A 21,641-nucleotide genomic window follows, 5' to 3' on the forward strand; every position below is an offset into this window, starting at 1 on the left:
TGGTGCAGACGCACGGGACCCCCGGTGCTCCTGTGGGGGAGCAGCGGGGGTCGGAGGCGACCTCGGCGTGAGCGTCGCAGACCGGGCGGCGACCACCGCCGGTCCCCGGCAGCCACGCGGGGTGAGGCTGCGCCGCCCGCGCGACCGGGCAGGACGAGGTGACCCGCGTCCTCCCAGCGGGCTGAGCGGCCGCGACGTCTCCATACTCGGGTCGTGACCCCCTCGACGGCGCAGGCCCACGTCGTCGTCGACGAGTGGGTGCGCGCGGGGGTCACCGACGCCGTCGCCTGCCCGGGTTCGCGCAACGCGCCGCTGCTGGTGGCCCTCCACGCCGCCGACCGGGAGGGCCGGCTGCGGCTGCACGTGCGCATCGACGAGCGTGGCGCGGGGTTCCTCGCCGTCGGGCTGGGCGCGGTGTCCGGACGGATCGTGCCGGTGGTCGTGACCTCGGGTACCGCCGTCGCGAACCTGCACCCCGCGGTCCTCGAGGCCTCCCGCGCCGGCGTGGGCCTGCTGGTCGTCAGCGCCGACCGTCCCGTCGAGCTCGTGGGCAGCGGGGCCAACCAGACGATCGACCAGGTGGGAATCTTCGGCGCCGCGGTCCGGGCGACGGTGGTGATGCCGCTGGCCGAGGACCGTCCGGGCGCCGCCCGCACCTGGCGGGCGGTGGTGGCGCGCGCCCTCGACCGCGCGGCGGGCACCAGCGGCGGCGACCCCGGGCCGGTGCAGCTGAACGTGCCGTTGCGCGAGCCGCTGCTCGACCCGACCGACCACGCGCCGCCCGAGCCGGACCCGGCGCTGTCGGGCCGCGCCGACGGCGCCCCGTGGACCCGTACGACGGCCGCGCCCCCGGCCTCGGCGCTCGCCCCGCTGTCCCCGCGTCCCGGGGCGCGCACGCTCGTCGTCGCCGGGTACGGCGGCACCCCCGTCCCGGACGCGACGCGGCTGCCCGACGGCGTGCCCGTGCTCGCCGAGCCGACGTCGCCGCTGTGGTCGGACCCGGCCGGCGGGCGGGCGCTGCGCGCGGGGACCTGGGTGCTGCCCGCCGCGCTCGACGGTCTGCGCGACGACCTGCGCCCCGAGCAGGTCGTGGTCCTCGGGCGCCCGACCCTGCACCGCGCGGTGTCGCGCCTGCTCGCCGACCCGTGCGTCACCGTGCTCGCCGTGCCCTCGGTGGCCCCGACCGGTGGCCGCCCGCGCCCGGGGTGGACCGACGTCGCGGGCGCGGTCACCGCGGTCGGCGCGCTCCCCCCGCCCGACGACTGGAAGCCCGACCCCGACTTCGCGCGGGCCTGGGCCGAGGCCGACGACCGGGTGTCCGCGGTCGTCGCCGGCGCCGTCACGGCGGCGGGCGCCGCCGCGGGGGAGCGCACCCGGGGCTCGACCGATCGTCGGGGCACCGGCCCCGCCCTGGCCGCCGCGACCGTCGCCGCCCTGCCGTCGGGCGCGCACGTCGTGGTCGGCGCGTCGGCCCCGATCCGTGACGTCGCGCTGGCCGCGACCCCGCGCGCCGACGTCACCGTGCTCTCCGCGCGCGGCGTCTCGGGCATCGACGGCGCGGTGTCGCTGGCCGTCGGCGTCTCGCTCGCCCACCCCGGGCCGACGTACGCGCTGCTCGGCGACCTGACATTCCTGCACGACACGAACGGTCTGCTGCTCGGGCCGGAGGAACCCCGCGGCGAGCTGACGATCGTGGTCGCCAACGACGACGGCGGCGGCATCTTCACCACCCTCGAGCAGGGCGCGCCCCGGTACGCGGCCGCCTTCGAGCGGGTCTTCGGCACCCCGCACGGCACCGACCTCGCCGCCCTGTGCTCGGCCCACCGCGTGCCGCACCGCCGTGCCGCGCTCGACGAGCTGCCCACCGCGCTCGCCCCGGTGGGACGGCCCGGGATCCGCGTCGTCGAGGTCGCCGTCGACCGCGCCGAGCGCCGGTCGGCGGGCGAGCGGACCAGCGCCGCGGTCCGCGCGGCGCTCGCCGAGGGGACGGACGGACCCGAGACCCGGCAGTGACCTGACCGTCACCGCACGCGGCCACCACGGCTCGTCCGGGACACTGGTGCCGGACGCCGGGCGGGACGAGAGGAGCGCAGCGGGTGCTGGTGCTGGTGGCGGCGCACGCCCTCGCGGCGCTCGCCGCGCCCGCCCTCGTCCGGGCCCTCGACCGACGCGCCTTCGCGCTGCTGGCCGTCGTGCCCGCCGCGGCCGTCGTCTGGATCGTCCTGCAGCTCCCCGCCGTGCTCGCCGGCGCGGCGCCGACCGAGGTGCTGCCGTGGATCCCGGTGCTCGGCGTCGACCTCGCGCTGCGCCTCGACCCCCTCGCCGCCACCGTGTCCCTGCTGGTCACCGGGGTCGGTGCGCTCGTGCTGGTCTACTGCACGCGCTACTTCCCGCCCGGGGCGCGCGGGATGGGCCGGTTCGCGGCGGTCCTCACGGCCTTCGCCGGCGCCATGCTCGCGCTCGTCTGGTCCGACGACGTCTTCGTGCTGTACGTGTGCTGGGAGCTCACGACCGTCTTCTCGTTCCTGCTCGTGGGCCAGGACTCCCACAAGAGGGCGAGCCGCGCCGCCGCGGTGCAGGCGCTCGTGGTCACCGCCGCCGGCGGGCTGACCATGCTCGTCGGGCTGGTCGTGCTCGCCCAGGCGGCCGGGACGAGCCGGCTCTCCGGGCTGGTCGCGTACTTCACCGGCCCGGCGGCGACCTCGGCCGCGATCACGGCGGGCGTCGTCTGCGTGCTGGTGGGCGCGATCACCAAGTCGGCGCTCGTGCCGTTCCACTTCTGGCTGCCCTCGGCGATGGCCGCCCCGACCCCGGTCAGCGCCTACCTGCACGCCGCGGCGATGGTGAAGGCCGGCGTCTACCTCGTCCTGCGCCTCGCGCCCGGCCTCGCCGACGTCGAGCCCTGGCGCCCCCTCGTCGCCGCCGCCGCGGTGACGACGATGCTGCTCGGCGGGGTGCAGGCGCTGCGCCAGCACGACCTCAAGCTCGTCCTGGCCCACGGCACGGTCTCCCAGCTCGGCCTCATGATCCTGCTCGCCGGTGCCGGCACCCGGGACGCGGCGCTGGCCGCGGTCGGCCTCGTGGTCGCCCACGCGCTGTTCAAGGCGTGCCTGTTCCTCGTGGTCGGCGTCATCGACCGCCGCGCGGGCACCCGCGACCTGCGCGAGCTCTCGGGACTGGGCCGGCGCGCCCCGGTGCTCGCGACCGCGGGCGTGCTCGGGGCCTCGTCGATGGCCGGGCTGCCACCGCTGCTGGGTTTCGTGACCAAGGAGGGCGCGTTCGAGGCCTTCCTGCACGAGGCCTACGGCGCGGCGGCGGTCCCGCTGCTCGTCCTGGTCGTGCTCGGCTCGGTCCTCACGGTCGGCTACAGCGCCCGGTTCGTCTGGGGCGCGTTCTGGCGCAAGCCGGGCGTCGAGCCCGTCGAGTGGCGCCCGGCCGGCGTGCTCTTCCCGACCGCACCGGTCGTCCTCGCCGGGGCGGGCCTCGCCGCCGGCGTCGGCGTCGCGTTCCTCGCGCCGCTGCTGGTCGCCTACGCCGACACCCTGCCGGCGAGCTACCCCGTGCTGCTCGAGCTGAAGGTCGTGCCCTCGATCGGCACGGCCCTCGGGCTCTCGGTGCTCGCGGTGGCCCTCGGCCTCGTCGTGGGCCTGCCCCGCGTGAGCGACCTCCTCACCGCGCGCCACCCGCTGGCGCCGGTCCGGGCGGAGATCACGTGGCGCGGGGTGATCCACGCGCTGGAGAACGCCGCGCTGCGGGTCACGGTGTCCACCCAGCGCGGCTCGCTGTCGTGGATGCTCACCGTGATCTTCGTGGTCCTCGTGCTCGGTCCGGGCGCGGCGCTGCTCCTCGCCGCGGACCTCGGCGCGATCCGCGTGGACCGCCTCGCCGACTCCCCGTTCCAGGTGCTCGCGGCCGTCATCGGGGCGGCGTGCGCGATCGTCGCCACCCGGGTGCGTCGCCGGCTCGGCGCGGTGATCGTCGTCGGCGGGCTCGGCTACGCCACCGCCCTGATCTTCGCGCTCGCGGGGGCGCCGGACGTCGCCCTCACCCAGGCGCTCGTCGAGACGGCGACGCTCGTCGTCGTGGTGCTCGTGCTGCGCACCCTGCCGCGCGACATCTCCGACCGGCACACGCCCCGGGAGCGCGCCCGCCGCCTGCTGGTCGCGGTCCCGGTCGGGGTGCTGATGACCGGCCTCGGCGCGGTCGCGCTGGCCGCGCGCCAGGCGCCGCCGGTGTCCGCGGCGTTCCCCGCCCAGGCCTACGGCTTCGGGGCCGGCCAGAACGTCGTCAACGTGACGCTGGTCGACATCCGGGCCTGGGACACGATGGGCGAGCTGTCCGTGATCGTCGCCGCGGCCACGGGGGTGGCGAGCCTGGTGTTCCTGCACCGCCGCTCGGGCGTCCCGCCCCGCAGCGAGGTGCAGCCGGTGGTGACGCCGTCGACGCGGGCCGGGGGCTGGCTGCGGTCCGCGCGCCGGAACGACGGCGACCGGGTGCTCCTCCTCGAGGTGGTCGCCCGCCTGGTCTTCCCGACGATGATGGTCGTCTCGCTCTACTTCCTGTTCGCCGGCCACAACGCGCCGGGCGGGGGGTTCGCCGGCGGCCTCGTCGCGGGGCTCGCGCTCGTGGTCCGCTACGTGGCGGGCGGCCGCCACGAGCTCGGCGAGGCCGTCCCCGTCGATGCGGGCCTCCTGCTCGGCCTGGGGCTGCTCTGCGCGGGCGGCACCGGGATCGGGGCGCTGCTGCTGGGCGGCGAGGTCCTGCAGTCCGCGGTGATCGAGGGCTACGTCCCGGTCCTGGGCAACGTCAAGTTCGTGACGTCGCTGATCTTCGACGTGGGCGTGTACCTCATCGTCGTCGGCCTCGTCCTCGACGTGCTGCGCAGCCTCGGCGCCGAGCTGGACCGGCGGCGGGCCCGGGTCACGGAGGTCGCGCGCAGGCAGGAGGTCCCGTCGTGACGTCACCGATCGTGCTGCTCGCGCTCGTCGGCGTGCTCTACACCACCGGGGTCTACCTCATCCTCGAGCGCAGCCTGACCCGCATCCTGCTGGGCGTCCTGGTGCTCGGGAACGCCACCAACATCCTGGTGATCGTCTCCGGCGGGCCGACCGGGGCCGCGCCACTGGTGGGCCGGGCGCCGGACGCGGAGATGAGCGACGCGCTCGTCCAGGCCCTGGTGCTCACGGCCATCGTCATCACCCTGGGCGTCACGGCGTTCCTCCTCGCGCTGATCCACCGCACCTGGACCCTGGAGCGGGAGGACGACCTGACCGAGGACGTCGAGGACCGTTCGGTGCGCCGGCGCCTGCTCCGCGGCGAGCAGGAGGACGAGGAGGAGCTGGACACCACCGGCTGCGAGAACGTGGCCGACACCGACCCCGAGGACGACGTCGGTGGCGCGGCCGGGGGCACCGACACGGAGTCGGGCCCCGACCCCGCCCGTGCCGGTGCCACGAGCGGGGAGGGCGAGCGGTGAACCCCGGCTCCACGTTGCTCGCGACGATCATCCCGCTGCCGGTGCTGCTGCCCCTTCTCGGCGCGGGGGCCACGCTCGTGCTCTCCCGGCGCCCGACGCTGCAGCGCATCACGAGCGTCACCGTGCTCGCGGCCGTGGTCGTCATCGCCGCGCTGCTGCTGGTGGCGGCGGCGCGGTCCGGGCCGATCGTCATCACCCTCGGCTCGTGGCCGGTGCCGCTGGGCATCACGCTCGTCGTCGACCCGCTGTCGGCGCTGATGCTGCTCACGTCGATGTCGGTGACCCTGGCCGTGCTGGTCTACGCCATCGGGCAGGGCGTCTACGACCGCGACGAGGCCACCCCGATCACGATCTTCCACCCGACCTACCTCGTGCTCGCGGCGGGCGTCGCCAACGCGTTCCTCTCCGGCGACCTGTTCAACCTCTACGTCGGCTTCGAGGTCCTGCTCGTGGCCAGCTACGTGCTCCTGACCCTGGGCGGGAGCCGCTCCCGGGTGCGCGCGGGTGTGACCTACGTGATCGTCAACGTGGTGTCGTCGCTGATCTTCCTCGTCGGCATCGCGCTGGTCTACGCCGCGGTGGGCACGCTCAACCTGGCGCAGATCTCGGTGCGGATGGCCGACGTGTCCCCGGGGACGGCGCTCGCCATCCACCTCGTGCTGCTCACCGCGTTCGGCATCAAGGCCGCGGTGTTCCCGCTCTCGGCCTGGCTGCCCGACAGCTACCCGACGGCCGCGGCGCCGGTCACGGCGGTGTTCGCGGGCCTGCTCACCAAGGTCGGCGTCTACTCGATCATCCGCACCGAGCTGCTGCTCTTCCCCGGCTCCGAGGTGGCCCACACGATCCTGCTGGTGGCCGCCGCGCTGACCATGCTCGTGGGCGCGCTGGGCGCGATCGCCCAGTCCGACATCAAGCGCGTCCTGTCGTTCACATTGGTCAGCCACATCGGCTACATGATCTTCGGGATCGCGCTGGCGACCCCGCTCGGCGTGGGCGGTGCGGTGTTCTACGTCGTCCACCACATCACCGTGCAGGCGACGCTGTTCTGCGTCGTCGGACTGGTCGAGGGAGTCGGGGGCTCGACGTCGGTCACCCGCCTCGGCGGGCTGGCCCGCGCCTCGCCGCTGCTCGCGATCCTGTGGTTCGTGCCGGCGGTGAACCTCGGGGGCATCCCGCCGCTGTCGGGGTTCGTCGGCAAGCTCGGGCTGCTGCAGGCCGGCGTCGCCGACGGTGCGGTGCTGGCGTGGGTGCTCGTCGTGGTCTCGGTGCTCACCAGCCTGCTGACGCTCTACGCGGTCACCAAGGTGTGGGTGCTGGCCTTCTGGCGGCCCGCCGAGCAGGTCCCCGTGGCCGAGACGCCGGAGAGCGAGCAGGAGGACGAGTCGCCGGTCGACCCGGACGAGGAGGACGAGCGGGACGCGGCCCACCCCGAGGACGCCGGGGAGGCGCGCGCCGGGCTGCCGGGCGCGCCGTCGCCCCGGGGCGGGGCGATGACCGCCGTGCGCCCCGGCACGGCCCGGACGCTGGCCGGCCAGGACGCCAACACCGGCGCGGAGGTCGACTGGCCGGTCGCCCGCCTCGCGCCCGCCGACGGCGCGCCCGCCCTCAGCGGGCGGTTCCTCGGTGCCCCCGGTGGGCAGGTGTCGCCCCGGCTGCCCCGCGTGATGGCCGCGGCCACCGGCGCGCTCGTGGCCGTCGGCGTGGCGCTGACCGTCGTGGCCGGGCCGCTCTACGCCGTCGCCGACCAGGCCGCCGACGACCTCGTCGCCCGCACGCCCTACATCCAGGCCGTGTTCGCCCAGACCGTGGACAACCGGGTGTCGCGATGAACGAGCCGGGGACCGACGCTCAGGGCCCTGCCCCGCCCGACACGGCCGGCCTGCTGCGCCGCGCGGTGCCGGTGGTGTGGCTCGTGCTGGTCTGGGTGCTGCTGTGGGGCACCTTCTCGTGGGCCAACGTGCTCGGCGGGCTGGTCGTCGCGCTCGTGGTGCTCACGCTGTTCCCGCTGCCGCCGGCGCCCGGGCGCGGGTGGGTGCGTCCGCTCGCGGCGCTGCGCCTGGTGGCCCGCTTCGCCGCCGACCTCGCCGTCTCGAGCGTGCAGGTCGCCGTGCAGTCGCTGCAGGCGGTGCGGCCCGGGCCGGAGATCCGCAGCTCAGTCATCGCCGTCCGGCTCGCGTCGTCGTCGGAGTTCGTGATGGCGATGATCGTCGAGATGCTCTCGCTCGTCCCCGGCAGCGTGGTCATCGAGGCCCGTCCCGAGCAGCGCACCATCTACGCGCACGTGCTCGACGCCGACGACGACGCCGCGGTGGCGGCGTTCCGCGCTCGGGTCGCCCGGCTCGAGGCCGACCTCGTCGCCGCCCTCGGGCGGCCCACGGCACCGCACACCGAGGAGACCGTGTGAGCTCGCTCCCCGCCCTGCTCGACACCGTCCTCGGCGTCGTGCTGGTCGTGCTCGGGCTCTCGGCGGCGCTCGTCGCCGTGCGGCTGCTGCGCGGTCCCTCGGGACTCGACCGGCTCGTCGCGCTCGACGTGCTCGTCGCCGAGTTCCTCGTCGGCCTCGTCGTCTACATCGCCCTGACCGGTGACTCGTCGCTGGTGCCGGTGGTGGTCGCGATCAGCCTCGTCGGCTTCCTGGGGTCGACGACCGTGGCGCGGTTCGTGCGGCGGGGAACGGGACGGTGAGCGCGCTGCGCGCGGCGCCCCCGCCCGACCCGGACGGCACGCTGGGTGTCGTCCTCGACGCCGTCGGCACGGTGAGCATCGTGCTCGGCGCCGTGCTGACGCTCGTCGCCTCGGTCGGCCTGCTCTCGCTGCCCGACGTCCTGAGCCGCATGCACGCGGCGACGAAGCCGCAGGTCCTGGGCCTGCTGCTCGTGGTGATCGGCGGTGCGCTGCACCTGCGCACCAGCGTCGACGTGTGGATGCTCGTGCTCGTCGGGGCGTTCCAGCTCGTCACCGCGCCGGTCACCGCCCACGTCGTCGGCCGGCTCGCCCACCGCGGTGACGGGGTGCGCAGCGACCTCCTGCACGTCGACGAGCTCGTCGACAGCGCCGACGAGACCGACCCGGGACCGGACAGCCCGGAGACCGACGAGGACGGGGACGACGGGGCGGAGGGCCGCGGCGACCGGGCCGGCGCGGGTTCGGCCCACCGCCCGCAGCGGGCCGCCGGGCGCAGCCGCGACGGGCGGAACGGCTCGTCCCCGGGCGGGTCCCTAGACTCGGGCGAATGACAGGCCTGCGCGAGGCGGCTCGTCGAGCCCGCGAGCGGATCCGGCCGGTCCTCGACGAGGCCGTGGCCATGCTGCGCCCCGCCGGGCGGCGTGCTCCCGAGATCGTCGTCGGCGTCGGGGTGGTGATCACCGTCCTGCTGGCCCTCGTCCTCGTCGGCGCCGCCCGCAACGACGCGCACATCGACGCGGCCACGGGCCGGGCGATCGGCGAGGTCCTCGAGGGCGGCTCACGCCCCCACGTGTTCGTCCGCTTCACCACCGACGAGGGCGCGGTGCTGACGCCGGAGAAGGGCGTGTTCTACCCGCTGGGTCTCGAACCCGGCCAGCTGGTGCGGGTCGAGTACGACCGCACCGACCCCGAGCTCGTCCGCGTCGCCGGGCGCACGTGGACCCAGGGCCTCGTGCCGGTGGCCCTCGGTGCGCTCGGGCTGTGGACGGTGGTGGGGGCGACGGCCTGGGCGCTGGCCCGGCGTCGTCACCGGCGCCGGCTGACGGCTGCGGCGGCGCGGTGGCAGACCGGATCCGGCACCGACGCCGGCACCGACACCGCGACGTCCGACGAGCGCGAGGGCGGCGAGCCGGAGATGGCGGGGGCCGCGCCGCGATGACGGGCACCCGCGCGCAGCTCGACCGCGATCCGCACGCCGTCGCGCGCATGTTCGACGGCGTCGCCGCCCGCTACGACGTCACCAACACCGTGCTGTCGTTCGCCCAGGACGTGCGCTGGCGCCGCGCCACCCGCGCCGCCCTCGCCGTCGGCCCGGGCGACACGGTGCTCGACGTCGCCGCCGGCACCGGCGTCTCCACCGTCGAGCTCGCCCGCAGCGGCGCCCGCTGCCTGGCGACGGACTTCTCCCTCGGGATGCTGCGCACCGGGCGCTCGCGGCTCGTGGCCCGCACGGGGTCGAGCCCGGTGCCGTTCGTGGCCGCCGACGCGCTGCACCTGCCGCTGCGCGACGCGTCGGTGGACGCCGTGGTGATCTCGTTCGGCCTGCGGAACACCGTCGACCCCGACGCCGCGCTCGCCGAGTTCGCCCGCGTCACCCGCCCCGGCGGCACGCTCGCGGTCTGCGAGTTCTCCCGGCCGACCTGGGCGCCGTTCCGCCGCGCGTACACCGACTACCTGATGCGGGCCCTGCCCCGCGTCGCCCGCGCGGTCAGCTCGAACCCCGACGCCTACGTCTACCTCGCCGAGTCGATCCGGGCCTGGCCCGACCAGGCCGCTCTCGCGGACCGCATCGCCGCCGCCGGCTGGCGCTCGGTGGCGTGGCGCGACCTCACCGGCGGCATCGTCGCCCTCCACACCGCCACCCGCCCCACCTGACCCGACGCCAGCCCGAGCCGAGTCGCACACGGGGTGTGCGAGCAATGCGGCTTTGCTGGCGTTCAACGCCAGGATCGCCACACCCTCGCTCGTGCGACACGCCGAGAGGCGCCCGCGCCGACCCCGCTCGCGACGCGGAACCTCATCAGGTGGCCGCTGGCCGCGCCCTCCAAACCACCCTGAGCGGGCGATCACGCTCCACGGCTCCTAGACTCCTCGGTGCCGAGCTAGTGAACGCTTTCACAAGGAGCCGTCCGCCCGTGTCCGCCACCACCGGAGCGCGCCGCAGCCCCGACACCGACGCCGACGTCGTCGTCGTGGGCGCGGGTCCGTCGGGGTCGACGGTCGCGACGTACCTGGCGCGCGCCGGCCTCGACGTCGTCGTGCTGGAGAAGGCGACGTTCCCCCGCGAGAAGGTGTGCGGTGACGGCGTCACCCCGCGGGGCGTGAAGCAGCTCGTCGACCTCGGCGTCGACACCCGCGAGGAGGCCGGCTGGCGCCACCAGCGCGGGCTGCGCGTCGTCGGCGGCGGGTCGGTCCTCGAGCTCGACTGGCCCGAGCTCACGAGCTTCCCCGGCTACGGCCTCGTGCGTCCCCGCCGCGACTTCGACCAGATGCTCGCCGACCACGCCCGGGCCGCCGGCGCGCGCGTCGAGGAGGGCGTCTCGGTCTCCGGCGCCACGGTCGACGAGCGCACCGGCCGCGTCACCGGCGTCGCGGCGCGCCGCGGGCCGGAGCGCACGCCGGCGACGTACCGCGCCCCGCTCGTCGTCGCCTGCGACGGCGTCGGCGCCCGCACGGCGCTGTCCGTCGGCATCGGCAAGCGCGACGACCGCCCGCTCGGCGTCGCCGTGCGCCGCTACTACACCAGCCCGCGCCACGACGACGACTACCTCGAGACCCACCTCGGCCTCCACGACCGCCCGGGCGTCGGCCCCGACCTGCACGGCGGCTACGGCTGGGTCTTCGGCATGGGCGACGGAACGGCCAACGTCGGGCTCGGGGTCCTCGCCACGCGGCAGGGCGACCGCCGCGACTACCGGGCGCTGCTGCGCTCGTGGACCCACGGCCTGCCGCCGGAGTGGGGGCTGATCGAGGAGAACGCCACCGGGCCGATCGGCGGCGCGGCCCTGCCCATGGGCCTGTCCCGCACCCCGATCTACCGCGACGGTCTGGTGCTCGTCGGTGACGCGGGCGGCATGGTCAACCCGTTCAGCGGCGAGGGCATCGCGTACGCGATGCAGTCCGCGGCCCTGGCCGCCGAGTGCGTCGTGCAGGCCATGGCGCGCCCCGAGGGGCCGAGCCGCGAGCGCGCGCTCGCCGGTTACCCCGCGGCGGTCCGGCACGAGCTGGGCCGGTGGTACCGGGTGGGCAACCGCGCGGCCGGCGCGCTCGGTCGGCCCCGGTTCATGCACCACGCGCTGCGTCTCGGGCTGCCCCGGCACCGGCTGATGGGCGCCGCGCTCAAGCTGTTCGCCGGCCTGTCCGACGGGCGGGACGGGAGCGCGGGCGACCGCGCCCTCGACCTCGCGCTGCGGCTCGTGCCGCCGCTGCGGGACGACGCGCCCCGCGGGACGGCCACACGGAAGGAGGGCATCGTGGCGGCCTGAGCCGCCTCCGGCCAGCACGGGTAAGGGCGCCCTGCCCACGGGCTGCTCCGTCCGGCCTCATTAGGGTCGTGCCCGCCCGTCTGGCGTGATCCACTGCACGGCCCCGCTCGCGGGTCGCTCCACCACGTGATCCCCGACGCTCCCGGGAGGAAAGGAGACGGCGATGCTGGACCCCTACGTCCCGCTGGTCGTCATGTTCGCGCTCGCCGCCGCGTTCGGGCTGTTCTCCGTGGCGGTGGCCCCGCTGGTGGGTCCGCGTCGCTACAACCGCGCGAAGCTCGACTCCTACGAGTGCGGCATCGAGCCGTCGCCCCAGCCGATCGCCGGCGGCGGCCGCATCCCGGTGGCGTACTACCTCACCGCGATGATGTTCATCCTCTTCGACGTCGAGATCGTCTTCCTCTACCCCTACGCGGTGAACATCGACGCGCTCGGCCTCTACGGCCTCGTGGTGGTGCTGGTGTTCCTCGCGCCCATCGTGCTCGCCTACGCCTACGAGTGGCGCCGCGGCGGGCTGGACTGGAGCTAGACATGGGACTGGAAGAGAAGCTCCCGAACGGGATCGTCCTGGCCAGCGTCGAGAGCCTGGTCAACTGGACCCGCAAGGCGTCGCTGTGGCCGGCCACCTTCGGGCTGGCGTGCTGCGCCATCGAGATGATGACCTCGGGCGCCCCCCGCTACGACCTCGGCCGCTTCGGCATGGAGGTGTTCCGCCCGAGCCCCCGCCAGGCCGACCTGATGATCGTCGCGGGCCGTGTCACCAACAAGATGGCCCCGGTCCTGCGCCAGATCTACGACCAGATGGCCGAGCCGCGCTGGGTGCTGGCCATGGGCGTCTGCGCCTCGTCGGGCGGGATGTTCAACAACTACGCGGTCGTGCAGGGCGTCGACCACGTCGTGCCCGTCGACATGTACCTGCCGGGCTGCCCGCCGCGCCCGGAGATGCTCATCGACGCGATCCTCAAGCTCCACCAGAAGATCCAGAACGAGCCGCTCGGGCCGGTCCGCGCCGAGCTCGCCGCGCAGCGGCGCGCCCAGGGCGAGAAGCTCGAGCTGCTGCCCTCCTCGGAGAAGTACGGCAAGACGACGAAGAGCGGGGAGGTGCAGGCCGAGCATGTCTGGTGAGGACGAGAAGCCGAGGACCACGCCGGAGACGCCCGGCACCGGCGCCGGCGGCGCGAGCGGGCCGACCGGCGCGTCCAACGTCTCCTCGGCCGGCGCGGTCGCGTTCGGCCCGCAGGAGATCCGCCGCCCCGACGTCAGCGGCGCCGTGGCCGGCCGCGCGCGGGAGGGCATGTTCGGCGTCACCGACTCCGGCGACACGTCGGGCTTCTCCGGCCTGCGCCTGCCGGCGTACTCGCCGCCGCCCGCCGAGCGCCCCTACGGCGGGTGGTTCGACGAGGTCGCCGACGAGACCACTGCGGCCCTGGCCGACGACGGCGGCGCCGACTTCGCCACGTGCGTCCAGCAGGTCACCGTCGACCGCGGCGAGATGACCTGGTACGTCGACCGCGAGCACCTCGTGCGGCTCGCCCGCACGCTGCGCGACGACCCGGCGCTGCGCTTCGAGTTCTGCTCGGGCGTCTCCGGCGTCGACTACGGCGACGGTGTCCCGCAGCAGCTCCACGTCGTCGTGCACCTGCTGTCGATGACCTACCGGCGCCGGCTGCGCCTGGAGGTCGCCCTCGACGTCGCCGACGCGCACTGCCCGTCGCTGGTCGAGGTGTACCCGACGGCCGACTGGCACGAGCGGGAGACCTGGGACATGTTCGGGATCGTCTTCGACGGCCACCCGAGCCTGACCCGGATCCTCATGCCGGACGACTGGAACGGCCACCCGCAGCGCAAGAGCTACCCGCTCGGCGGCATCCCCGTGGAGTACCACGACGCGGAGATCCCGCCGCCCGACCAGCGGAGGGCCTACACGTGACCGGTCCTGGCAACACGACCGAGACCCGCACCGACCCGTACGCCGCGTCGGATCCCTATGCGGCGACCAGCCGCGAGACCACCGAGGGCACCGTCTACACGGTCACCGGTGGCGACTGGGACGAGATGGTCGACCAGACCGCGGGCGACGAGCGCATCGTCATCAACATGGGTCCGCAGCACCCGTCGACCCACGGCGTGCTGCGCCTCGTGCTCGAGCTCTCCGGCGAGACCGTCACCGACGCCCGGCTGGTCATCGGCTACCTGCACACGGGCATCGAGAAGAACTGCGAGTACCGGACCTGGACCCAGGGCGTCACGTTCGTGACGCGCATGGACTATCTGGCGCCGCTGTTCAACGAGGCCGCCTTCTGCCTGTCGACCGAGCGGCTGCTGGGCATCGACGTGCCCGACCGGGCGGCGACGATCCGCGTGCTCCTCATGGAGATCAACCGGATCGGCTCGCACCTCGTCGCGCTGGCCACCGGCGGCATGGAGCTCGGCGCGCTGACCGGCATGACCAACGGCTTCCGGGAGCGCGAGGAGGTCCTGCACCTGCTCGAGTTCCTCACCGGCCTGCGCATGAACCACGCGTTCATCCGTCCCGGCGGCGTCGTGCAGGACCTGCCGACCGGCCACGAGGAGCGCATCCGGGCGTTCGTCAAGGTGATGCGCGAGCGGATGCCCGGCTTCCACAAGCTGCTCACGGGCAACCGCATCTGGCGCCAGCGCCTCCAGGGCGTCGGCTACCTGCCCCTCGACGGCTGCCTCGCGCTCGGCGTCACCGGGCCGATCCTGCGCTCGGCGGGCCTGGCCTGGGACCTGCGCCAGGTCGACCCGTACCTCGGCTACGAGCACTACGACTTCGAGGTGCCCACCGACACCGCCGCCGACAGCTTCGCCCGCTACGTGCTGCGGGTGGAGGAGATGAACCAGTCGTTGCGGATCATCGAGCAGGCGCTCGAGCGCCTCGAGCCCGGCCCGGTGATGGTCGAGGACGCCAAGATCGCGTGGCCGGCGCGGCTGTCGATCGGCGCGGACGGCATGGGCAACTCCCTCGAGCACGTCCGCAAGATCATGGGGCAGTCGATGGAGTCCCTGATCCACCACTTCAAGCTGGTCACCGAGGGCTTCAAGGTGCCGCCGGGCCAGGCGTACGTCCCGATCGAGTCGCCCCGCGGGGAGCTCGGCGCCCACCTGGTCTCCGACGGCGGCACCCGCCCGCTGCGCGTGCACGTGCGCGACCCCAGCTTCGTCAACCTGCAGGCGGCCCCGGCGATGTCCGAGGGCGGGATGGTCTCCGACGTCATCGCCGCGCTGGCCAGCCTCGATCCCGTGATGGGGGGTTGTGACCGTTGAGCCCGACTCCGCTCCCGCCCGAGGCGCCGCCGGTGGAGCCCGAGCACGCCATCGACGAGGCGGGCGGCACCACCGCCCAGCACGCCGAGCTCTCGAGGGTCGACACGAGCGTGTTCGACGGGGTGCGCGAGCGCGCCGCGGCGATCCTCGCCCGCTACCCGCAGCCCCGCTCGGCGCTGCTGCCGCTGCTGCACCTCGTCCAGCACGTCGAGGGCCACGTCTCGCGTGCCGGCATCGCGTTCTGCGCGGAGGTCCTCGAGATCACGACGGCCGAGGTCTCGGCGGTCGCGACCTTCTACACGATGTACAAGCGCGAGCCCGTCGGCCGCCACCTGGTCAGCGTGTGCACCAACACGCTGTGCGCAGCGCTGGGTGGTGACGACATCTACGCGGCCGTGCGCGAGCGTCTCGGCGGGCCGGATCAGCCCCTGGGCCACGAGCAGACCGCCGCCGACGGGTCGGTGACGATCGAGCACGCCGAGTGCCTGGCGGCGTGCGACCTCGCCCCGGTGCTGACCGTCGACTACGAGTTCTTCGACAAGCAGACCGTCGACTCCGCGCTCGAGATCATCGACGCGCTGCGGCGCGGGGAGAAGCCGCACCCGACGCGCGGGGCCCCGCTGACCGACTTCCGCTCGGTGGAGCTGCTGCTCGCCGGGTTCTTCGACGACCCGGCCGTCGGTGGCCTCGAGGCCGTCGCCGGCCCGTCCGCGGCCGTGGAGAGCCTGCGCGGCGCCCGGCTCGCCGAGGAACGCGGCTGGACCGCGCCGCCCGTGCCCGACGAGGGAGCGCACACATGACCGACCCGCTCACCCCCGTGCTCACCAAGCACTGGCTCGGCCCCGAGTCGTGGACCCTGCGCCACTACACCGAGCTCGGCGGCTACTCCGCCCTGCGCACGGCGTTCGACACCCCGCCGGACGACCTCGTCGCCCTGGTCAAGGACGCGGGCCTGCGCGGCCGCGGCGGCGCCGGGTTCCCGACGGGCATGAAGTGGAGCTTCATCCCGCAGGCCAAACCGGGGGAGGAGCCCACCGGCCCCGCGGCCAAGCCCAAGTACCTCGTCATCAACGCCGACGAGGGCGAGCCGGGGACCTGCAAGGACACCCCGCTGATGATGGCCGACCCGCACTCGCTCATCGAGGGCTGCATCATCACCGCGTACGCGATCCGCGCCCACTTCTGCGCGATCTACGTGCGCGGCGAGATCGTGCACTGCATCCGGCGCCTGCACGCCGCGGTGCGCGAGGCCTACGAGGCCGGCCACCTCGGCAAGGACATCCACGGCACCGGGTTCGATCTCGACATCGTCGTCCACGCCGGCGCCGGCGCGTACATCTGCGGGGAGGAGACCGCGCTGCTCGACTCGCTCGAGGGCCGGCGCGGGCAGCCGCGTCTCAAGCCGCCGTTCCCCGCGACCGCGGGGCTCTACGCGGCCCCGACGGTGGTCAACAACGTCGAGACCATCGCGACCGTCCCCTCGATCGTGGCGGGCGGCAAGGACTGGTTCCGGACGATGGGGCGCGAGCGCTCGCCCGGCCCGAAGATCTACTCGCTGTCCGGGCACGTCGAGCGCCCCGGCCAGTACGAGGCGCCGCTGGGCACCACGCTGCGCCAGCTGCTCGAGCTCGCGGGCGGTATGAAGGACGGCATCCCGCTGAAGTTCTGGACGCCCGGCGGGTCGTCGACGCCGCTGCTCACGGCCGAGCACCTCGACGTCCCCTTGGACTTCGAGGGCGCCACCGAGGCCGGCTCGATGCTCGGCACCACCGCGCTCATGATCTTCAACGAGACCGTCTCGGTGCCGTGGGCGGTCATGAAGTGGACCGAGTTCTACGAGCACGAGAGCTGCGGCAAGTGCACCCCGTGCCGCGAGGGCTGCTACTGGATGGCCGGCATCCTGCGCCGCATGGTCGACGGCGAGGGCACCGAGGCCGACATCGACACCCTGCTCGACGTCTGCGACAACGTGCTCGGCCGCTCGTTCTGCGCCCTCGGCGACGGCGCGGTCTCGCCGATCACCAGCGGCATCAAGTACTTCCGTGACGAGTTCGTCGCCCTCTGCGGTGCCCAGCGCCGGCACCCCGAGGTGGAGCGGATCGTCGAGCTGAGCGGAGCCAGCGCATGACCGCCGCGTCTGAGAGGGCCCCGGAGCGGACCACCCAGGACGAGGACCTGCCCCCCGTGCCCGAGGGGCACGTCCGCCTCACGATCGACGACCGGATCGTCGACGCCCCGCAGGGCGAGCTGATCATCCGGACGTGCGAGCGGCTGGGGATCGTCGTCCCGCGCTTCTGCGACCACCCCCTGCTCGACCCGGCCGGCGCGTGCCGCCAGTGCCTGGTCGAGGTGGAGATGAACGGGCGCCCGATGCCCAAGCCGCAGGCCAGCTGCACGATGACCGTCGCCGACGGCATGGTCGTGAAGACGCAGATGACCTCGGCGGTCGCCGACAAGGCGCAGCAGGGCGTCATGGAGCTCCTGCTGATCAACCACCCGCTCGACTGCCCGGTCTGCGACAAGGGCGGCGAGTGCCCGCTGCAGAACCAGGCGATGTCGTCGGGGCGCGCCGAGTCGCGGTTCGTCGAGGAGAAGCGGACCTTCGCCAAGCCGCTGCCGATCTCCGACGAGGTGCTGCTCGACCGCGAGCGCTGCGTGCTCTGCCAGCGCTGCACGCGCTTCTCCCGCCAGATCGCCGGCGACCAGTTCATCGAGCTGCTCGAGCGGGGCGCGCACCAGCAGATCGGCACCGAGGAGACCGCCTTCGGCGAGGGCGAGGACTTCCAGTCCTACTACTCGGGCAACACCATCCAGATCTGCCCGGTCGGGGCGCTGACCTCGGCGTCCTACCGTTTCCGCTCGCGCCCGTTCGACCTCGTCTCCACGCCGGGCGTGGCCGAGCACGACAGCTCGGGCGCCTCGGTGCGCCGTGACTGGCGCCGCGGGGCGGTCCAGCGCGTGCTGGCCGGCGAGGACCCCGAGGTCAACGAGGAGTGGATCGACGACAAGACCCGCTTCGCGTTCCGCTACACCCAGGCCGCCGACCGCATCACCCGCCCGCTCGTGCGCGGTGCCGACGGTGCGCTGCACGACGCGTCGTGGACCGAGGCCCTCGAACGCGCCGCCTCCCTCCTGATCGCAGCCCGTGACGGCCTCGGTGTCAGCGGTGGGCCATCGCAGACACTGGATGACAGCGATGCCACACCGCTGACACCGGGCGAGGGCGAGGAGGACACGGAGCGTGAGCCCAAGCGCGGGGTCGGCGTGCTGCCCGGCGGCCGGTTGACCGTCGAGGACGCGTACGCGTACGGCAAGTTCGCCCGCCTGGCGCTGGGCACCAACGACGTCGACGCCCGCGCGCGGGTGTCCTCGGACGAGGAGCTGGACTTCCTCGCTGCGCATGTCGTCGGCACCGGGCCCGGGCACGTCTGGGCTCCGTCCGTCACCTATGGGGCGCTGGAGTCCGCGCGCACCGTGCTGTGCGTGGCCCTCGAGCCCGAGGAGGAGGCGCCGATCGTCCTGCTGCGGCTGCGCAAGGCCGCGCGGGCGGGGACGCGGGTGCACCACCTCGGGCAGTGGTCGACGCCGGCGGTGGTCAAGACCGGCGGGCACCTCGTGCGGGCCGTGCCGGGCGAGGAGCCGGTCGCGCTCGACGCGCTGCCCGACGAGCTCGACGCCGCCCTGGCCGCGCCGGGTGCGGTGATCCTGGTCGGCGAGCGGGCCGCGGACGTGCCCGGCCTCTACGACGCGGTCGGCGCGCTGGCCAACCGCACCGGGGCCAAGGTCGCGTGGGTGCCGCGACGGGCGGGCGAGCGCGGGGCGCTCGACGCCGGCCTCGTGCCGGGCCTGCTGCCCGGCGGCGGGGCCGTCGCCGACGCCGGGGCCCGCGCGGCGCTCGCGTCGGCGTGGGGCCTCGCCGGGACCGAGCTCCCCGCCACCCCGGGGCGCGACCTCACCGGCATCCTGCGGGCGGCGGCCGACGGCGAGCTCGCCGGCCTCGTGGTCGGCGGCGTCGAGCTCGACGACCTGCCCGACCCGGCGCTGGCGCGCGCGGCGCTGCGCGAGGCCGACGTCGTGGTGAGCCTCGAGCAGCGGCACAGCGAGGTCACCGAGCTCGCCGACGTCGTGCTGCCCGTGGCCCCGGTGATCCACAAGTCCGGCACCTTCCGCAACTGGGAGGGCCGCGACCGGCGCTTCGCCACGACGATCGACCCCTCCGGGGGGTCGGCCGGGCACGTCGGGGGCCGGGCGGCGATCACGCTGCCGGACTGCCGCGTGCTCGACACCCTGGCCGTCGAGATGGACGTCGACCTGTTCACGCAGACCCCCGACGTCGCGGCCGCCGAGTTCACCCGCGTCGCCGCGGCCCTGACCGACGCCCGGAGCGCCGCGCACGGGCACCTCGCGGCCGCCCGGCAGACCCCGGCCGAGGAGCGCGGCGGCGAGCCGGCCCTGCGCCTCGCGAGCTGGCGCCAGCTGCTCGACGGCGGGCGGCTGCTGGTCGACGAGCCCGAGCTGGCGGGCACCGCGCGCCCGCCGCGGATCCGGGTCTCGCCCACCACGGCCACCCGGCTGGGCCTGGTGGAGGGTGCGATGGCCGGGCTCGAGGGCCCGCGCGGTGCCCTGCACCTGCCCGTCGAGCTCGCCGATCTGCCCGACGACGTGGTCTGGGCGCCGGCCCGGGTGCCGCAGCCGGACGGCGGCGTCGTCACCCTGGCCGCGCTCGGCCTCACCCACGGCGGCCCCGTCGCGGTGACGGGCGGGCAGCGGGACCTGACCATCGAGGAGAGCCCGGCGTGAACCCGGTTCCGCCCCCACCGGGGTACTACCAGACCCTCATCGCCGACGACCCGTTCTGGCTGACCCTGATCAAGGTCGTCATCGTGTTCGCGGCGCTCATGCTCGTGACCCTGTTCATGATCTGGTTCGAGCGCCGGGTCGTGGGTCGGATGCAGCAACGCCCCGGCCCGAACTGGAACGGCCCGTTCGGCCTGCTCCAGTCGCTGGCCGACGGCCTCAAGCTGGCGTTCAAGGAGGACGTCCTGCCGGCCGCGCGGGACCGCGCGGTGTTCTTCCTCGCCCCCGTGCTCTCGGTGGTCCCGGCGTTCGTGGCCTGGTCGGTCATCCCGCTGGGGCCCGAGGTGTCGATCTTCGGTGAGGCGACGGCGCTCCAGCTCACCGACGTGCCCGTCGGCATCCTGGTCGTGCTGGCGTGCTCGTCGGTCGGCGTCTACGGGATCGTGCTCGCGGGCTGGGCGTCCGGCTCGCCCTACCCGCTGCTCGGCAGCCTGCGCAGCGCCGCCCAGGTGATCTCCTACGAGCTCGCCCTCGGCCTGTCGATCATCGGGGTGGTGCTCTACGCGGGCTCGCTGTCCACCGCCGACATCGTCTCCGCTCAGCAGACCGGGTGGTACATCTGGCTGCTCCCGGTCAGCTTCCTCATCTTCGCGGTGTCGATGGTCGGCGAGACCAACCGTGCCCCGTTCGACCTGCCCGAGGCCGAGTCGGAGCTGGTCGGCGGCTTCCACACCGAGTACTCGTCGCTGAAGTTCGCGCTGTTCTTCCTCGCCGAGTACGTCAACATGGTCACGCTCTCCGCCGTGGCCACCACGCTGTTCCTCGGCGGCTGGATGGCGCCGTGGCCGCTCTCGCTGATCCCGGGGGTCAACGAGGGCTGGCTGCCTCTGCTGTGGTTCTTCGGCAAGACGCTGGCGTTCCTGTTCGTCTACGTCTGGCTGCGCGGCACGCTCCCCCGCCAGCGCTACGACCAGTTCATGCGGCTGGGCTGGAAGCTGCTCATCCCGGTCGGCCTGCTCTGGCTGGTGCTCGTGGCCGCCCTGCGGGTGCTGCGCACCGAGCTGACCACCGGGCAGATCCTCATCGCCGGCGGCGTGGCGCTGGTCGTGCTCGTCGGCGCGGCGCTGCTGCTGCCCGACCAGGCGCCGCCCGAGGAGGACCCCGAGCCCCCGGTCGTCGCCGACTACCCCGTGCCCCCGCTCGACCTCGCGGTCCCGCCCACCCCGAAGCGGCGCCGCCGCGCGGTGACGGCGGCGCGCGAGGAGCCCGAGCAGGGCGGCGAGACCGTCACCGCCGGCGCGAGCCGGGAGGGAGATCGCTGATGGGCCTGTTCGACGGTGTCGCCGGTTTCGGCGTCACCTTCTCGACCATGTTCCGCAAGGTCGTCACCGAGGACTACCCGCGGGTGAAGAAGGTGACCGCCCCGCGGTACCACGGGCGGCACCAGCTCAACCGCCACCCGGACGGCCTCGAGAAGTGCGTCGGCTGCGAGCTGTGCGCCTGGGCCTGTCCGGCCGACGCGATCTACGTCGAGGGCGGCGACAACACCGACGAGGAGCGCTACTCGCCGGGCGAGCGCTACGGCGCGATCTACCAGATCAACTACCTGCGCTGCATCGGCTGCGGCCTGTGCATCGAGGCGTGCCCGACGCGCTCGTTGACGATGACCAACGAGTACGAGCTCGCCGACGACGACCGCCAGGACCTGATCTACGACAAGGAGCGGCTGCTCGCCCCGCTGCTGCCGGGGATGGAGCAGCCGCCGCACCCCATGCGGCTGGGCGAGGACGAGCAGGACTACTACGTCCAGGGCCCGGAGATGGCCCGCCGCCGCGACGTCCACGACTCCACCAGCGACGAGATCGACATCTCCGGGGCGGCACGGTGAGCGCCGCCGGCCTGGTGCTGTC

The 21,641-nt window shown here is 74.5% G+C and carries 19 protein-coding genes; all 19 read left to right on the forward strand.

The window, feature by feature from the left end:
• The first annotated feature begins 213 nt into the window (after positions 1–213).
• The 19 genes from menD to nuoI all read left to right on the forward strand — a co-directional run bounded on the left by menD (position 214) and on the right by nuoI (position 21,619).
• Positions 214–2,013 (forward strand): 2-succinyl-5-enolpyruvyl-6-hydroxy-3-cyclohexene-1-carboxylic-acid synthase, encoded by a 1,800-nt coding sequence (menD, locus tag C8D89_RS12055; protein ID WP_116708355.1) that lies wholly within the window; start codon positions 214–216, stop codon positions 2,011–2,013.
• Between the two features lie 83 nt (positions 2,014–2,096).
• Complete coding sequence (locus tag C8D89_RS12060; RefSeq protein WP_116708356.1) at positions 2,097–4,958, forward strand: Na+/H+ antiporter subunit A; 2,862 nt, start codon at positions 2,097–2,099, stop codon at positions 4,956–4,958.
• A complete protein-coding gene (locus tag C8D89_RS12065) occupies positions 4,955–5,476 on the forward strand; it encodes a Na(+)/H(+) antiporter subunit C (RefSeq protein ID WP_116708357.1) in 522 nt (173 codons plus the stop codon). Before C8D89_RS12060 ends, C8D89_RS12065 begins: the two co-directional genes overlap by 4 nt.
• Positions 5,473–7,305, forward strand: coding sequence for a Na+/H+ antiporter subunit D (locus C8D89_RS12070; protein ID WP_116708358.1), 1,833 nt, complete (start codon positions 5,473–5,475; stop codon positions 7,303–7,305). Before C8D89_RS12065 ends, C8D89_RS12070 begins: the two co-directional genes overlap by 4 nt.
• Positions 7,302–7,880: a Na+/H+ antiporter subunit E gene (locus tag C8D89_RS12075; RefSeq protein ID WP_116708359.1), complete on the forward strand. Its 579-nt coding sequence runs from the start codon at positions 7,302–7,304 to the stop codon at positions 7,878–7,880. The genes C8D89_RS12070 and C8D89_RS12075 overlap by 4 nt, the downstream gene beginning before the upstream one ends.
• The gene (locus C8D89_RS12080) at positions 7,877–8,161 is read left to right on the forward strand and encodes a monovalent cation/H+ antiporter complex subunit F (RefSeq protein WP_207787186.1); all 285 of its coding nucleotides are present in this window, start codon (positions 7,877–7,879) and stop codon (positions 8,159–8,161) included. Before C8D89_RS12075 ends, C8D89_RS12080 begins: the two co-directional genes overlap by 4 nt.
• Positions 8,158–8,712, forward strand: coding sequence for a monovalent cation/H(+) antiporter subunit G (gene mnhG / locus C8D89_RS12085; RefSeq protein WP_243418042.1), 555 nt, complete (start codon positions 8,158–8,160; stop codon positions 8,710–8,712). Before C8D89_RS12080 ends, mnhG begins: the two co-directional genes overlap by 4 nt.
• A complete protein-coding gene (locus C8D89_RS12090) occupies positions 8,709–9,320 on the forward strand; it encodes a DUF3592 domain-containing protein (RefSeq protein ID WP_133251890.1) in 612 nt (203 codons plus the stop codon). The genes mnhG and C8D89_RS12090 overlap by 4 nt, the downstream gene beginning before the upstream one ends.
• Positions 9,317–10,036: a demethylmenaquinone methyltransferase gene (locus tag C8D89_RS12095; protein ID WP_116708361.1), complete on the forward strand. Its 720-nt coding sequence runs from the start codon at positions 9,317–9,319 to the stop codon at positions 10,034–10,036. Before C8D89_RS12090 ends, C8D89_RS12095 begins: the two co-directional genes overlap by 4 nt.
• A gap of 260 nt (positions 10,037–10,296) precedes the next feature.
• A complete protein-coding gene (locus tag C8D89_RS12100; protein ID WP_243418043.1) occupies positions 10,297–11,646 on the forward strand; it encodes a geranylgeranyl reductase family protein in 1,350 nt (449 codons plus the stop codon).
• A gap of 163 nt (positions 11,647–11,809) precedes the next feature.
• On the forward strand, positions 11,810–12,175 hold the full coding sequence (locus C8D89_RS12105) for an NADH-quinone oxidoreductase subunit A (protein ID WP_116708363.1): 366 nt from the start codon (positions 11,810–11,812) through the stop codon (positions 12,173–12,175).
• 2 nt (positions 12,176–12,177) lie between these two features.
• On the forward strand, positions 12,178–12,771 hold the full coding sequence (locus tag C8D89_RS12110; protein WP_116708364.1) for a NuoB/complex I 20 kDa subunit family protein: 594 nt from the start codon (positions 12,178–12,180) through the stop codon (positions 12,769–12,771).
• Entirely contained in the window at positions 12,761–13,576 is an 816-nt protein-coding gene (locus tag C8D89_RS12115; protein WP_116708365.1) for an NADH-quinone oxidoreductase subunit C, read from the forward strand. Before C8D89_RS12110 ends, C8D89_RS12115 begins: the two co-directional genes overlap by 11 nt.
• Entirely contained in the window at positions 13,573–14,934 is a 1,362-nt protein-coding gene (locus tag C8D89_RS12120) for an NADH-quinone oxidoreductase subunit D (RefSeq protein ID WP_116708366.1), read from the forward strand. Before C8D89_RS12115 ends, C8D89_RS12120 begins: the two co-directional genes overlap by 4 nt.
• Positions 14,935–15,044: 110 nt before the next feature.
• Entirely contained in the window at positions 15,045–15,734 is a 690-nt protein-coding gene (gene nuoE / locus C8D89_RS12125; protein WP_243418060.1) for an NADH-quinone oxidoreductase subunit NuoE, read from the forward strand.
• Entirely contained in the window at positions 15,731–17,062 is a 1,332-nt protein-coding gene (gene nuoF / locus C8D89_RS12130; protein ID WP_116708368.1) for an NADH-quinone oxidoreductase subunit NuoF, read from the forward strand. Before nuoE ends, nuoF begins: the two co-directional genes overlap by 4 nt.
• Positions 17,059–19,734: an NADH-quinone oxidoreductase subunit NuoG gene (gene nuoG, locus C8D89_RS12135; RefSeq protein WP_116708369.1), complete on the forward strand. Its 2,676-nt coding sequence runs from the start codon at positions 17,059–17,061 to the stop codon at positions 19,732–19,734. The genes nuoF and nuoG overlap by 4 nt, the downstream gene beginning before the upstream one ends.
• Positions 19,731–21,053, forward strand: coding sequence for an NADH-quinone oxidoreductase subunit NuoH (nuoH, locus tag C8D89_RS12140; protein WP_116708370.1), 1,323 nt, complete (start codon positions 19,731–19,733; stop codon positions 21,051–21,053). Before nuoG ends, nuoH begins: the two co-directional genes overlap by 4 nt.
• Entirely contained in the window at positions 21,053–21,619 is a 567-nt protein-coding gene (nuoI, locus tag C8D89_RS12145; protein ID WP_116708371.1) for an NADH-quinone oxidoreductase subunit NuoI, read from the forward strand. Before nuoH ends, nuoI begins: the two co-directional genes overlap by 1 nt.
• The last annotated feature ends 22 nt before the right edge of the window (positions 21,620–21,641 follow it).

This window comes from Actinomycetospora cinnamomea (assembly GCF_003096675.1).
Taxonomy (GTDB): domain Bacteria; phylum Actinomycetota; class Actinomycetes; order Mycobacteriales; family Pseudonocardiaceae; genus Actinomycetospora; species Actinomycetospora cinnamomea.

What these genes read in the sequence shown, in the direction of transcription:
- C8D89_RS12075 (WP_116708359.1), top strand. Translation starts at nt 7,302, where the DNA reads ATGAACGAGCCGGGGACCGACGCTCAGGGCCCTGCCCCGCCCGACACG.
- C8D89_RS12090 (WP_133251890.1), top strand. Translation starts at nt 8,709, where the DNA reads ATGACAGGCCTGCGCGAGGCGGCTCGTCGAGCCCGCGAGCGGATCCGG.
- C8D89_RS12095 (WP_116708361.1), top strand. Translation starts at nt 9,317, where the DNA reads ATGACGGGCACCCGCGCGCAGCTCGACCGCGATCCGCACGCCGTCGCG.
- C8D89_RS12105 (WP_116708363.1), top strand. Translation starts at nt 11,810, where the DNA reads ATGCTGGACCCCTACGTCCCGCTGGTCGTCATGTTCGCGCTCGCCGCC.
- C8D89_RS12110 (WP_116708364.1), top strand. Translation starts at nt 12,178, where the DNA reads ATGGGACTGGAAGAGAAGCTCCCGAACGGGATCGTCCTGGCCAGCGTC.
- C8D89_RS12115 (WP_116708365.1), top strand. Translation starts at nt 12,761, where the DNA reads ATGTCTGGTGAGGACGAGAAGCCGAGGACCACGCCGGAGACGCCCGGC.
- nuoF (WP_116708368.1), top strand. Translation starts at nt 15,731, where the DNA reads ATGACCGACCCGCTCACCCCCGTGCTCACCAAGCACTGGCTCGGCCCC.
- nuoG (WP_116708369.1), top strand. Translation starts at nt 17,059, where the DNA reads ATGACCGCCGCGTCTGAGAGGGCCCCGGAGCGGACCACCCAGGACGAG.
- nuoI (WP_116708371.1), top strand. Translation starts at nt 21,053, where the DNA reads ATGGGCCTGTTCGACGGTGTCGCCGGTTTCGGCGTCACCTTCTCGACC.